General features: G+C 47.0%; 9 protein-coding genes. 7 read left to right on the top strand and 2 right to left on the bottom strand.

All coding sequences use genetic code 11. From position 1 onward, the window contains the following. Positions 1-38 precede the first annotated feature (38 nt). The 7 genes from R4537_RS12600 to nspC all read left to right on the top strand — a co-directional run bounded on the left by R4537_RS12600 (position 39) and on the right by nspC (position 11,830). Positions 39-710 carry an ABC transporter ATP-binding protein gene (locus R4537_RS12600; protein ID WP_000939697.1) on the top strand — a complete coding sequence of 224 codons (672 nt, stop codon included), beginning with the start codon at positions 39-41 and terminating at the stop codon, positions 708-710. Beyond that, entirely contained in the window at positions 691-3,144 is a 2,454-nt protein-coding gene (locus tag R4537_RS12595) for an ABC transporter permease (protein WP_071178357.1), read from the top strand. Before R4537_RS12600 ends, R4537_RS12595 begins: the two co-directional genes overlap by 20 nt. After that, a complete protein-coding gene (locus tag R4537_RS12590) occupies positions 3,145-4,263 on the top strand; it encodes a lipocalin-like domain-containing protein (RefSeq protein WP_071178356.1) in 1,119 nt (372 codons plus the stop codon). A gap of 279 nt (positions 4,264-4,542) precedes the next feature. Next, positions 4,543-5,691, top strand: coding sequence for a Na+/H+ antiporter NhaA (gene nhaA, locus R4537_RS12585; protein ID WP_071178355.1), 1,149 nt, complete (start codon positions 4,543-4,545; stop codon positions 5,689-5,691). 596 nt (positions 5,692-6,287) lie between these two features. Continuing rightward, positions 6,288-9,173: a pyridoxal phosphate-dependent class III aminotransferase gene (locus R4537_RS12580; RefSeq protein ID WP_071178354.1), complete on the top strand. Its 2,886-nt coding sequence runs from the start codon at positions 6,288-6,290 to the stop codon at positions 9,171-9,173. Between the two features lie 13 nt (positions 9,174-9,186). After that, entirely contained in the window at positions 9,187-10,431 is a 1,245-nt protein-coding gene (locus tag R4537_RS12575; protein ID WP_071178353.1) for a carboxynorspermidine synthase, read from the top strand. A gap of 265 nt (positions 10,432-10,696) precedes the next feature. Further along, positions 10,697-11,830: a carboxynorspermidine decarboxylase gene (gene nspC, locus R4537_RS12570; RefSeq protein ID WP_071178352.1), complete on the top strand. Its 1,134-nt coding sequence runs from the start codon at positions 10,697-10,699 to the stop codon at positions 11,828-11,830. 134 nt (positions 11,831-11,964) lie between these two features. On the opposite strand, the gene R4537_RS12565 is transcribed toward nspC, so the two are convergent. Together R4537_RS12565 and R4537_RS12560 are read right to left on the bottom strand one after the other, a co-directional pair. Then, the gene (locus R4537_RS12565) at positions 11,965-12,603 is read right to left on the bottom strand and encodes an OmpA family protein (RefSeq protein ID WP_071178351.1); all 639 of its coding nucleotides are present in this window, start codon (positions 12,601-12,603) and stop codon (positions 11,965-11,967) included. A 1-nt stretch (position 12,604) separates the two neighbouring features. Then, complete coding sequence (locus R4537_RS12560) at positions 12,605-13,912, bottom strand: TolC family outer membrane protein (RefSeq protein WP_071178350.1); 1,308 nt, start codon at positions 13,910-13,912, stop codon at positions 12,605-12,607. Positions 13,913-14,105 lie beyond the last annotated feature (193 nt).

Raw genomic sequence — 14,105 nt, 5'->3', positions numbered from 1 at the left:
TTCTGTGTCCGGTTTCATTTTCGGCAATGAGTGGTTCGATGTTACAGCTAATAGACCTATGCAAAGGCTATGTAGATGGTGATGAATTTCATCCTGTTTTGCAGGGAGCTGAGTTGACGTTGAACCAAGGCGATCAGTTAGCGCTCATGGGCGAGAGTGGATCTGGTAAAAGTACTCTACTTAACTTGATCGCCGGTCTAGATAGCGCTGACTCGGGGGAAATCTGGTTTCCCGGATTTCCCATGCATCACACTTCTGAGCACCATCGTACGGCATTTCGTCGTGACAATATTGGCCAAATCTTCCAGCAATATAACTTGCTACCCACACTCAACATTGCCGATAACATTCGTTTCTGTCGTCAACTGAAAGGCTTACCTGAAGATGCCAGTTTGTGGCGACAAATTCTGTCGGCTCTCGATCTCATGCCTTTGCTGGGTCGCTACCCAGAAGAGGTGTCTGGTGGTCAACAACAAAGAGCGGCGATTGCGCGCGCTTTGTATATGGAACCGAAAATTTTACTTGCTGATGAGCCGACCGGCAGCTTAGATGAACGCAATGCCGAAGCGGTAATGCGCTTGCTCACGACTCTGACTCGTCAACTCGATTGTGCCTTGCTTTTGGTGACGCACAGTGAAAAAGTTGCGCAGCACATGGATGGCTGTATTCGTCTGCAAGGAGGACAACTGCATGTTATGGCCCGTAGTTAAGGCGCTATTGGGTCATTATCGTCGCTATCCATTACAGATTTGTCTGGTCTGGCTTGGTCTGACTCTCGGTGTCTCTCTATTGGTGGGCGTTACAGCCATTAACCATCATGCCAGACAAAGTTATGAGCATGGTGAGAAGCTATTTTCTAATCCTTTACCCTATCGTATCCGCTCCAAGCATATTGCTAATAAAATTCCGCAAGGCTTATATATTCAGTTACGTCGTGACGGTTTTCAGCAGTGTGTTCCTTTCGATGATTACCGCTTTAGTACTACGTCAGGCTTAGATCTGATTTTACAAGGGATTGATCCCGTCGCGTTACTCTCTCTCGACAACGGCAAACCCTTAGCTCAACAAAGTGGTTTGCAACTGATGAACCCACCATATCCGGTCATGGTGAGTCAAGAGTTAGCCAAATTGCAAGATTGGCAAGAAGGGGACTACATTGCGCTGACGGATGGTTCTCAGCTTGGCCCGATTGTGATTGATAGACATAACCAAGTCACGGGAATGCGAGTGGTGGCCGACTTATCCTTGGTCCGTATGCTCAAAAAAGGCTCTGGATTGACGGTGATCGCGTGTGCGGATATGCCACCGGCCAAGCTCGATAAACTGAAAAAAAGCTTGCCCAATGGCTTAACGCTCACCCGCAGTACACGTTCAGAGTTGGAGTCTTTAACGCAAGCTTTCCATCTCAACTTAACCGCGATGGGCATGTTGGCCTTTTTAGTCGGTATCTTTATTTTCTATCAAGCGATGTCACTATCCATGGTGCAGCGTCAGCCTCTGGTGGGCACGCTAAGACAAATTGGTGTTAATGGTTGGCAACTGGCCAAAGCATTGCTGATTGAACTTTTGCTATTAGTGTTGGTGAGTTGGGTATGCGGTAACGCCTTGGGTTTACTACTTGCTAATCAATTAATTCCATCTGTCGCGAGCAGTTTGGGTTATCTGTATAACGCCAATGTGGACTTAGCGATTGGTTGGGATTGGTCATGGAGCAGTTACAGTCTTTTAATGGCATTATTGGCGGCCTTTGCTTCTTGTACATGGCCTTTGGTGCGTTTGTTGCGTTCTCAACCTATTCGCTTATCGGCACGCCTGTCACTGGTTCGTTTTGCGGGGAAAGAGTTTAAGCTACAAGCGCTACTGGCCTGTGCTTTGTGTGTGGCTGCGGTCGCGATTTATCAAGCCCCGAAAAGTCAGCAATCAGGGTTTGCGATTATTGGCTTAATGCTTCTGAGCGTTGCGCTGTTTACTCCCTACATTATCTGGACGTTATTCACCAGCTTTTCTTACACGCTGCGCTGGGTCAAAGTGCGTTGGTTTTTTGCCGATGCCGCCGCGAGTATGAGTTATCGTGGCGTCGCCACGATGGCATTTATGGTCGCTTTAGCGGCCAATATTGGTGTTGAAACCATGGTCGGCAGTTTCCGAGACACCACAGATCGCTGGCTCAGCCAGCGCCTTGCAGCCGATATCTACCTTCATCCGAGTAACAGTGTTGCCTCTCGTATGAGCCAATGGCTTGGCCAGCAACCTGAAGTTGACGCCGTGTGGTGGCGTTGGGAAAAAGATTTCGCATCACGACATGGGCCAGTACAAATTGTCAGTACGGGCGCTTCGGATGGCGAGCTGGACTCACTAACCGTCAAACTGGGCGTGCCTAATTATTGGTACCATTTGCACCATGCGCGGGGGGTGATGATCAGTGAATCGATGGCGCTGAAGCTCGGGATTCGCCCCGGTGACCTGATTGATTTACCGGAGCCGATGGGCTCGGGGTGGGCGGTTTTTGGGGTCTATTACGATTACGGTAATCCTTATCATCAAGTGATGATGTCACATCAAAACTGGATGAAAGCCTTTGCCGGCACTGGCAACGTAGCCTTGGCGGTTGTGCTTAAAGAAGGACTTACCGGAGAAAGTGTCAAAAAACGCCTTGATACCATTTTTAGGCTGGATGCGGATCGTATCTTTGATAACACCAATATTCATAGTCATGCGATGCGGGTTTTTGATCGCACGTTTTCGATTGCGGAGACGCTGGGCAATATCACCTTATTTATCGCCGTCTGTGGTATTTTCTTCTCAACTCTAGCGGGAGAAACATCGCGTTTACGCCATATCTCTTTACTGCGCTGCCTTGGTGTGTCGGGTAAAGAGCTAGTGCTGATTGGCGGCATGCAGTTATTTGTTTTCGGCGCTATTTCTTTATTGATTGCGCTGCCTTTGGGGTTAACTTTGGCCAAATTAGTGATTGATGTGGTGATCAAGCATTCCTTTGGATGGACTATGCAGTTGCAAGTGGTGCCGGGAGAGTATGTGTACACAGTGGTGTGGTCTATGATGGCTTTAATTTTGGCGGGCGCTTTGCCGATTATTCGTTTGGCAAGAAAATCACCGATGAAATCACTGCGAGAGGCTTTGTAAATGCGCCGCTTTCGTATGCGCTTGAAACCTTGGGTATGGCTCTGCCTTGGCGCATTGTTTTTTGTGGTGGGCTTTATTGGCTATGAGCAGGATGAGTATCACAGCATGTTACTGCACTCGGCTGATCCTGGACATTCGACGGTACAGGCTGTGTTTGAGCCCGTTTTACCCAATCATCCCGTTCGTTTACCGGCTGATTTTGCCTCTCGCCCTGAATTTGAACAAGAGTGGTGGAAGCTATACGCTTTACTGGAGGATGAACAAGGCAATCCGTTCAGTGTGCAATGGAACTTTTTGCGTTTGGCGCAGGATGAGCGTGATACGTTAGGGTGGCAGACACCTCAGCTTTATTTTTCTTCTATCGTGATTAATGGCAAGAAAGTGAGTCTGCGCGATCAAAAAATGGCTCGTGGCGGCATTGGTCAAGCCGGAATGGGCGATCAGCCTTTTCGGATGTGGATTGATAACTGGACTTGGCGTTCATTGGGCATGGGACCTTTACCCGGTAATTTGCACCTCAGTGCCGATCACTTCGCCCTAAATCTGCAACTGCGTGCGCTTGGTCCTTATGAGTTATCGGGGGATCGCGGTTATCAGGTCAAACAAGAGCTGCTTTCTCTTGCGAGTTACCAGTTTCAACTGCCCTATATCGCAGTTCATGGTGATTTGGTGGTAAGTCCTGAGCTACCCGCATTGAGAGTCCGCGGACGCGCTTGGTTAAGTAAAGAGTGGGGCAGTGAGTTAGTCGCTAACGATCTGGCGGGCACGGATAGTTTCGTTATCCCACTCAACGATAAGCAATGGTTGACGGTCAATCGCTTTCGCCACCGTGGAGTGCCTGATTCTGTGTACGGCATGCTGCATAACCTCAACGGTAAGAGTGTCGCGTTGTTGAATCGGGATATTCAACTCGAAGCGCTTTCCTCGTCTTCATTGAGTAATGGAAAGCGAGTCCCTCTACGTTGGCGGTTAGCGATTCCTAAGTTTCAAGTGAATGTATCTATTGAGCCATTGGATCGTGACGCTTGGCAGACATTCTTAGTTCCGTATTGGGAAGGGCGAATTAAAGTACTGGGCAGCCACAACCAGACGGGTTTTATGCAATTATCGGGCTATTAATTTCCAGTGATGATTATTTAGGGTTTGACAAAAAGGCGCGTTAAGCGCTTTTTTGGATATGAGAACAATATAAAACAATCAATTACTATTTTTTGATCTCAGTATGAAACTGAGACTGTCTATACTCAATTAAGGTGAAATTCGCAGTGAAATACGTCTGGATTCGAAAAAACCGAAGCAAAGCCTCATTACAATCGATTTTTCCATTACACTAAGCCTAGCTACACTCTGGAACATTCTTTTGTTAATCAATTATTAACATAATTTAAGGACAAACATATGTCTGACATGATTCGAGATTTCTTCAAGATGGAATCTGCGGGGGGCATTCTGCTGGTGATTGCGGCGGCGATTGCTATGGTCATTGCCAATTCAGCAATGGGTGAAGGGTACCAAGCATTTTTACATACCTATGTCTTTGGTATGTCGGTTTCGCACTGGATTAATGATGGTCTAATGGCGGTGTTTTTCTTGTTGATTGGCTTAGAGGTCAAACGTGAACTGCTGGAAGGGGCGCTGAAATCCCGTGAAACGGCGATTTTCCCTGCGATAGCGGCGGTAGGCGGTATGCTCGCTCCTGCATTAATCTATGTAGCGTTCAATTTTAACGATCCGGCTGCCATTCAAGGTTGGGCGATTCCTGCAGCCACCGATATTGCTTTTGCGCTCGGGATCATGGCGCTACTGGGTAAGCGTGTACCTGTGAGTTTGAAAGTGTTTCTGCTGGCGCTGGCGATTATTGATGACCTTGGCGTAGTAGTGATCATCGCTCTGTTTTACAGCAGTGATTTATCAACCATTGCACTCACCATCGGCTTTATCATGACGGGTGTGCTGTTTATGCTTAACACCAAGCACGTCACTAAATTGAGTATTTATTTGGTGGCAGGCCTCATCCTATGGATCGCCGTATTAAAGTCGGGTGTCCACGCCACATTGGCTGGAGTAGTGATTGGTTTTGCTATCCCGCTGAAAGGTAATAAGGGTGAGCATTCACCGTTGAAACACCTTGAGCATGCACTGCATCCTTATGTTGCCTTTGCGATTTTACCTGTGTTTGCTTTTGCTAATGCTGGTATCTCACTACAAGGCGTGTCATTAGCGGGGCTTACCTCTATGCTGCCACTCGGTGTTGCATTAGGTCTGCTCCTTGGTAAGCCGTTAGGTATTTTTAGTTTTAGTTGGGCCGCGGTAAAACTCGGGGTAGCAAAACTACCAGAAGGGATCAACTTCAAGCATATTTTTGCAGTATCGGTACTGTGTGGCATCGGTTTTACTATGTCGATCTTCATTTCATCACTGGCTTTTGGCCAAGCTAATGAAGCCTATGATACTTATGCGCGCTTAGGTATTTTAATGGGGTCAACCACCGCTGCATTACTTGGTTATTCTTTACTGAGACTCTCTCTGCCGCTCAAAAAAGCGTAATCATTTCATCAGGCTTTGAACGATTCTAGCCTCCGCAATGCGGGGGCTTTTTTGTAGGTTCACACTATGATTGTGTCCCGAATTTGCAGCTCAGTTGGGACTCTAGAGAGAAGGTCAAGTGCAGAAATTCTTATAACCATTCATATCAATAAGGCTATGCAGTCGATGCGAATAATTATTAAAAACGATTGCGCTTGACTTTCTTTTTATGATAAGGTTCGCGCCAATCTCGGACTGAGCTTCTGGGGGACACGCGTGGTGACCATTCAGGCTGATTGTGACACCACGTAGGGTAGGTATCGACAAGTCCTTTTGTCGATAGACGGGATACTCTTGCTGCGGAGCGGCATGTGAATGGGAAACCCAACATTGAACTCACTTAACTTATATACATTAATCAGCTTTGTACTTCCTCTATGCCCTGTTCAGCAGGACAGCAGCATTACTGAACCTTGATTCTCTGATTTAGCAATTCGTCATCCAAGCGATGACCTACATTCCGACTTGCCTATGCGCAAACGCGGAGCATTTTGCTATTCGCCATTTCCATAACCTAAACCGGAAAGGCGGACACGAATCATCTCAAGGGGAAAAAGATGAGTACAGCCTTTGAAGTCGATAACCACATCGCAACTCTGTTTTCAACTCAAGTGCCGTTATTAGACGGTCTTTACGATCTCACGCCAGACCAAGTGCTGCTTGATCAAGCTGCGCATGAATCTGAAGTGCGTTCTTATCCACGCCGCATTCCTATTGCCATTAAACAAGCCTATGGCTGCTTGGTGGAAGATACGCGTGGGCAGATTTTCTTGGATTGCTTAGCCGGTGCAGGTACTTTGGTGCTTGGTTATAACCATCCAGAAATCAATCAAGCACTGAAAGCACAACTCGACTCTGGTTTGCCATACCAAACTCTGGATATTGCAACCGAAGCGAAAACCCATTTCATCAAAACCGTGAAGAGCTTTTTGCCTAAAGCCTTGGGTGAAGATTGTGTGATCCAGTTCTGTGGCCCATCGGGTGCCGATGCGGTTGAGGCGGCAATTAAGCTTGCCAAGCAAACCACGGGTCGTAACACCATGTTTGCCTTCCGTGGTGCCTACCACGGCATGACTAACGGCACGATGGGGATGATGGGTAACCTCAATACCAAAGCGCGCCGTACTGGCTTGATGTCTGATGTGCATTTTATGCCTTTCCCGTACAGCTTACGCTGTCCGTTTGGTTTAGGGGGCGATGAGGGGGCAAAAGCCAGTATCCGCTACATCGAACGTCTGCTGAATGATGATGAAGCGGGGATCATGAAACCTGCCGCGATCATCGTTGAACCCGTACAAGGTGAGGGGGGGGTGATCCCTGCGCCAGCATTCTGGTTGCGAGAACTGCGCCGCATTTGTGATGAGCACGGCATCCTATTGATTTTTGACGAAATCCAATGTGGTGTAGGCAAAACAGGCCACAACTTTGCATTTGAAGAGTCCGGCATAATTCCTGACGTGCTTTGTTTATCAAAAGCCATCGGCGGCGGTTTACCAATGTCGATTCTGGTTATCAACAAAAAGCACGACACATGGCGTCCGGGTGAGCACACCGGAACCTTCCGTGGCAACCAACTGGCGATGGTATCTGGCGCTAAAGCACTGGAAATCATTCAGCGTGATAACCTCGTTGAGCACGCGCGTATTGCGGGTCAATACCTACGCGCCGGCCTAGAAAAAATCCAAAGTCGAGTCAATTGCGTTGCCGAAGTGCGTGGTAAAGGCTTGATGCTCGGTCTTGAGATTAAAGATCCAACTGGTGAACTGAACAAGTTTGGTGAGCCAAAATCAGCACCACAACTGACATTGGCGATTCAACGTGCGGCACTTGAGCGCGGCTTGATGGTAGAAAAGGGCGGCCGTGATGGCTCAGTGATTCGTTTCTTGCCACCAGTCATCATTTCGTTTGAACAGCTCGATTTCGCGTTACGCGTGCTTGAAGAGGCGATTCTTGCTGCAGGCGGCGGTAAAAAAGATCCTGAGCAAGTTAACCAAGAGTGGAAAAAACACTTTATTCACACTGGCCACATGGGCAGCCAAGAGTTCTCACAAGTGATGAACCATACGACCGCTGCGATGAAAGCCGTGTTTGAAGAGGTGAAAGCACCCTATTCAGGCCTTGATCCTAAACTGCTGGAAGAAGCGATTTACGCGGTGGATCTGGATAACAAAAATGCGTCATTAAAAGAGGTTATCTCTGAAACCGCTGAGTTGATCGCGAAAAACTCCATCATGGTGCAGCACCCTGACTGTATTGCGCACCTGCACACGCCACCCTTAATGCCTTCCGTTGTTGCTGAAGCAATTATTGCGTCATTGAACCAATCCATGGACTCATGGGATCAATCTTCTGCGGCGACCTTTGTTGAGCAAAAAGTCGTGGATTGGATGTGTGAAAAGTATGAACTGGGCGCGCAAGCGGACGGTATTTTCACCAGCGGTGGCACGCAAAGTAACCAAATGGGCCTGATGCTGGCTCGTGACTGGATCGCCGATAAGCTCAGTGGTCATTCAATCCAGAAATTGGGTCTACCTGAGTATGCGGACAAACTGCGTATTGTTTGCTCGAAGAAATCTCACTTCACGGTACAAAAATCGGCATCTTGGATGGGACTCGGTGAGAAAGCCATTCTTGCTGTTGACGCACTACCTAATGGCACCATGGATGTGACTAAGCTTGAAGCTGTGGTTGAACAAGCCAAAGCCGAAGGGCTGATTCCCTTTGCCATTGTGGGCACCGCAGGCACTACCGATCACGGTGCGATTGATGATCTGGTGACGATCGCCGATGTGGCGGAGAAGCACGCACTGTGGATGCATGTGGACAGTGCTTATGGCGGTGCGTTGATCCTGAGCAGCCATAAAGATCGCCTCAATGGTATCGAGCGCGCTCAATCCATCAGTGTGGATTTCCATAAGCTGTTTTTCCAAACCATTAGCTGTGGCGCATTGCTGCTCAAAGACAAGCATAACTTTAAGTACCTGCTGCACCATGCAGACTACTTAAACCGTGAGCACGATACGCTGCCAAACCTAGTCGATAAATCGATTTCGACTACTAAACGTTTTGATGCCCTTAAAGTGTTTATGACCATGCAAAACGTGGGACCTAAACAACTGGGCGCCATGTACGATCACCTGCTCGCTCAAACATTGCAGGTGGCGGAACTGGTACGTCAGCATCAAGGCTTCGAGCTTTTAGCTGAGCCATCTTTGTCTACCGTGTTATTCCGCGCGGTAAATGAACAAGCTGCTGATCTGGATGAATTGAACAAAGCTGTTCGTCTACAGGCGCTGGTACGTGGTGTCGCTGTACTTGGCGAAACCATAGTGGATGGCAAAACGGCCTTAAAATTCACAATCTTGAACCCATGCTTGACGATGTCGGATTTCGACTCTCTACTGGCTAAAATTGAAGCTCTAGCTGCTGAGCTAGCGAACTAAAGGTAAAGGAACTATGTCTATTCTACAGATTGGTGCAGGCGGTGTTGGTTGGGTTGTGGCGCACAAAGCCGCACAAAACAACGATGTGCTGGGTGATATTACTATTGCGTCTCGTTCGATTGCGAAGTGTGAAAAAATCATTGAGTCGATTAAGGGTAAAAACAACCTTAAAGACTCTTCCAAGAAACTAGAAGCGCGTCAGGTTAACGTGGATGATATCGAATCACTGGTGAAACTGATTAATGAAGTAAAACCAGATTTAGTCATCAATGCTGGGCCACCATGGGTCAACGTCGCCATTATGGAAGCGTGTTACCAAGCGAAAGTTTCCTATTTGGACACTTCTGTTTCGGTCGATCTCTGTTCAAAAGGCCAGCAAGTACCTGAGGCGTATGACGCACAATGGGCGTTTCGCGACAAATTTAAGCAAGCCGGTATCACCGCGATTTTAAGTGCGGGTTTTGATCCGGGTGTAGTCAGCGTATTTGCGGCCTACGCAGCGAAATATCTGTTCGATGAAATCGACACCATTGACGTTTTAGACATTAATGCTGGCGATCACGGCAAGAAGTTTGCGACTAACTTTGACCCTGAAACCAACCTATTGGAAATTCAGGGTGACTCCATCTATTGGGATGCAGGGGAGTGGAAACGCGTCCCTTGCCATAGTCGGATGTTGGAGTTTGATTTCCCTAAATGTGGCAAATTCAAAGTGTACTCCATGTCGCATGATGAGCTGCGTTCGCTGAAAGAGTTCATTCCTGCCAAGCGCATTGAGTTCTGGATGGGTTTTGGTGATCGCTACTTGAATTATTTCAATGTGATGCGTGATATTGGCTTACTGAGTCCAGAGCCTCTAACTCTGCAAGATGGAACGGTTGTTAAGCCCCTGCAAGTATTGAAAGCGATGTTGCCCGATCCCACATCGCTTGCGCCGGGATACAAAGGTCTGACCTGCATTGGTACTTGGGTACAGGGCAAAAAAGACGGTAAAGCGCGTAGCGTTTTCATCTATAACCATGCAGATCATGAAGTGGCTTACCATGACGTTGAACACCAAGCGATTGCCTATACAACGGGTGTGCCTGCGATTACCGCGGCATTGCAGTTTTTCCGTGGTGAATGGGCAGAGCCGGGGGTATTCAATATGGAGCAGCTTAATCCTGATCCTTTCCTAGAAACGATGCCATCGATCGGTCTAGGCTGGGATGTCATGGAACTTGAACCTGGTCAGCCAGATATTCAAGTGGTGAAATAATGCACGCTGAGTGTAAAAACCTCAGTGATTAACTCTATACCCTTCCTACTTGAAGCAGCAGCGGTGTTGGCTACGTTCGTTCACCCCAATCACATAGTGTATCTATGCTCATGGGGATGAACTCACTTACCGCCTACCTGCAACTCCAAGTAGTTTGGGTATAAACAGCTATAGCCGAAGGGTTATGGCTGTTTTTCCATTCTTGTTATCGAGATATTTGCTATCACCAACATGAATGGAAACATTGCAGGAAATAGGAATAAACATGCTAAAAGACGAATTGAAAACCCCATACTTCATGATTGATGAAGCAAAACTCATCGCTAACCTAGAAATTGCTAAGCACCTGAAGGACATTTCGGGTGTGAAAATGGTGTTGGCACTGAAGTGTTTCTCAACTTGGGGTGTTTTTGACATCATCAAACCTTATTTAGATGGCACAACCAGCTCGGGTCCGTTTGAAGTGAAACTGGGCTATGAAACTTTCGGTGGTGAAACTCATGCTTACTCAGTAGGTTACAGTGAAGAGGATGTAAAAGAAGTCATTGATATTTGTGACAAAATGATCTTCAACTCACAATCGCAACTGGCCGCTTATCGCCATCTTGTGGAAGGCAAAGCGTCGCTAGGTTTGCGTATCAACCCCGGCGTTAGTTATGCAGGTCAAGACCTTGCTAATCCCGCGCGTCAGTTTTCGCGTTTAGGGGTACAGGCCGATCATATCGATGAAAGTGTCTTCGATTCGATTGATGGCGTGATGTTTCATATGAATTGTGAAAATAAAGACGTTGATGCCTTTATTGGCTTACTGGATGCCATTTCCGAACGTTTTGGTCGTTATCTCGATAAATTAGATTGGGTGAGTTTAGGGGGGGGCGTATTCTTTACTTGGCCGGGTTACGATGTCGATAAATTAGGCGCAGCACTGAAAGCGTTTGCTGAGCGTCACGCTGTTCAGCTCTATCTCGAACCGGGTGAGGCGATCATTACCAAAACCACGGATCTTGTAGTGACAGTGGTAGATATTGTGGAAAACGGGATGAAAACCGCGATTGTCGATTCCGCAACGGAAGCGCACCGCTTAGATACGCTGATCTATAAAGAGCCTGCATCGGTGTTGGAAGCCAGTGACAACGGACAGCACGAATATGTGATTGGCTCTTGTTCTTGCTTAGCGGGCGATCAGTTCTGTGTGGCTAAGTTTGATGAGCCGTTACAGGTCGGGCAGAAACTGCATATCCTAGACAGCGCGGGTTATACCATGGTTAAACTCAATTGGTTCAATGGCCTGAAAATGCCGTCGGTTTATTGTGAGCGCAAAAATGGCCAAATTCAGAAGATCAACCAGTTTGGCTATGAGGATTTCAAACGCGCCTTATCTTTATGGTCAATTGAATAGCGAGTACGTATTTTGTTTGGACTCGAAGCGGTGAGGTTAAGCGATTAGGATTACTCACCCTTGATGACGATAGCCAATAAAAAACATCAAAAAGCCGTGAGTAATCACGGCTTTTTGATGTTTGAAGATAGTGATTACATAGGAAGTGTCGTGAAAATCGTCCACTCTTTGACAACTTCACCTTTGTAGCCAACTACCGTTGCGGTAACGCGACGGTTACGAGCGTGGCTCACATCATCGGTACCTTCTACTTCCAAAACGCTATCCCCATATCCGACAATGTTCACGCGCTCTGGTGCTACACCATAACGCAGTAATTGGTCACGAACTGCTTCTGAACGCTGCTTAGAGAGTGCCAGATTATGTTCTGCGCTGCCTACTTTGCTCGCGTAGCCTTGTAACTCAATAGATGTTGAAGGATAGGTTTGCAAAAACTCAGCCATCTGACGGATTTGCGTTAAAAACGCAGGTTCAATCGAACTAGAGTCATTGGCAAACAGAATATGTAATTGCTGCATCTGTGATGCTTTCACAAAGGTGCCACAGCCATCATTATCGATTTCAGAGCCCTTAGGTGTATCAGGACAGAGATCGCGAGCATTGATAACGCCGTCTCTATCATCATCTTGCAGATCCGCAATCTGATTTGCGAGTGGAGTAGGACGGTAGTCGTACTCATCACCTTCGTGTTTTTTGTACTCGCCCTGATTTGCCAATGCCGACGTGGTTACAGTGCAAAGAATTAGCGGCAGAGCCCATGATTTGATTGACATATTAGTACTCCACCTTAGTTGTCCATTCCTGCGGGATATCGACTCTTAAGGCATCTAACAAGTTACCAGATGCATTCATCACACGATATTTTGCATATTGTTCAGCATATCGTGCATCGAGGTAACCCTTGCGAGCCTCGAAAAGCTCATTTTCCGTGTTGAGAAGATCGAGCAATGTGCGTTGGCCAATTTGATACTGCTTACGGTAAGCAACGACGGTTTTGGATGCGGAGTCAACATGATCAGCCAAAAAATGCTTCTGTTGCAGAGTGAGATCCAAGGCGCTCCAAGATAAGCGAAGACCTTCTTCAACAGTGCGGAAGGTTTTTTCACGCAGATCTTTGGAACGATTGAGCTGATAAGCTGCACTCTGCGTACGATCACTGTCACTGCCGCCATTGTAAAGGTTGTAGCGTAAACGGAGCATCGCACTGAGCTCATCACTGCTGCCTTTGACACCACCGGCATCGTTACGCCAGCTTTGAGCCGCTTCAAAAGAGAGTGTCGGGTAATTTGGCGCTTTAGACTGCTTATATTGGAAGCGAGCAGCATCTACATCCGCTTGAGCAACCTTAATCACAGGATGATTTTCTTGCGCCATACTTAAAGCATTTTCTAATGTGGGTGGTATCGCATTTTGATCGGCCCGAGGAAACTCTAAGCTCACTGGTTCTTGACCCACTAATCGACGAAATTGAGTGTAGATATCAAAAAGATTGTTTTGTGCGGCCACTAAGTTGCTGTGCGCTTTTGCTAAACGAGCCTCAACTTGGGTCACATCGGCTGTAGAGCCAATCCCTGAGTCGGCGCGCTTTTTAATATCGCGGTAGATATCTTTGTGAATAGCCAGATTGTTTTCTGACAGAGTTAAAATCTCAGAAGCTTTCGTCGCATCCAGATAAATCTTGGTAACTTCTAAAGCCATGTTAGAGGCATCGGCTAGTAATTGATAGCGATCCGCCTCGGCTTCCGCTGCCGTTCTATCCATATCATTCAATGTGGCAGACCCATCCCAAATCAATTGAGTGAGGGTAAGAGTGGCATCTTTACGAGTTAAATCCGTATTTCTATTACCATCAGCTGGATTAATTCCCTCATAACCGATACCTGCATCAAGATCAATTTTCGGTAAGTAAGCGCCTGACGATGCTTCGGCATCATATTCACGACTCTTAAATTGATTAAATGCGCTTTTTAGCTCCGGGTTAGATGCCAAGGTGATGGATACAGCTTGCTCCAACGTTTGCGCAGAAACCGGATTGCTTAATGCGATAGCGAGCGCAATCGCTTTTAATGGTAATCCTTTCAAAAACGTTCTCCCCAATGTGGGCCATTACTCAATGAATGACCTTTAGTCTAATCCAGATTCATTATCATTTATAAGACATATAGGATATTTGACGTCAACAATATGACGCACGCGAGAAGCGTATCACACATTTACGTAAATAAACCCCTGTGAACCAGTCATAACGGTGTAAACTAAAAGTATTAAATCATTT

It is taken from the genome of Vibrio paracholerae (genome assembly GCF_037672085.1).
Classification (GTDB): domain Bacteria; phylum Pseudomonadota; class Gammaproteobacteria; order Enterobacterales; family Vibrionaceae; genus Vibrio; species Vibrio cholerae.
The sequence above is the reverse complement of the archived record's forward strand: the minus strand, read 5'-3'. Positions and strand labels throughout refer to the sequence as shown.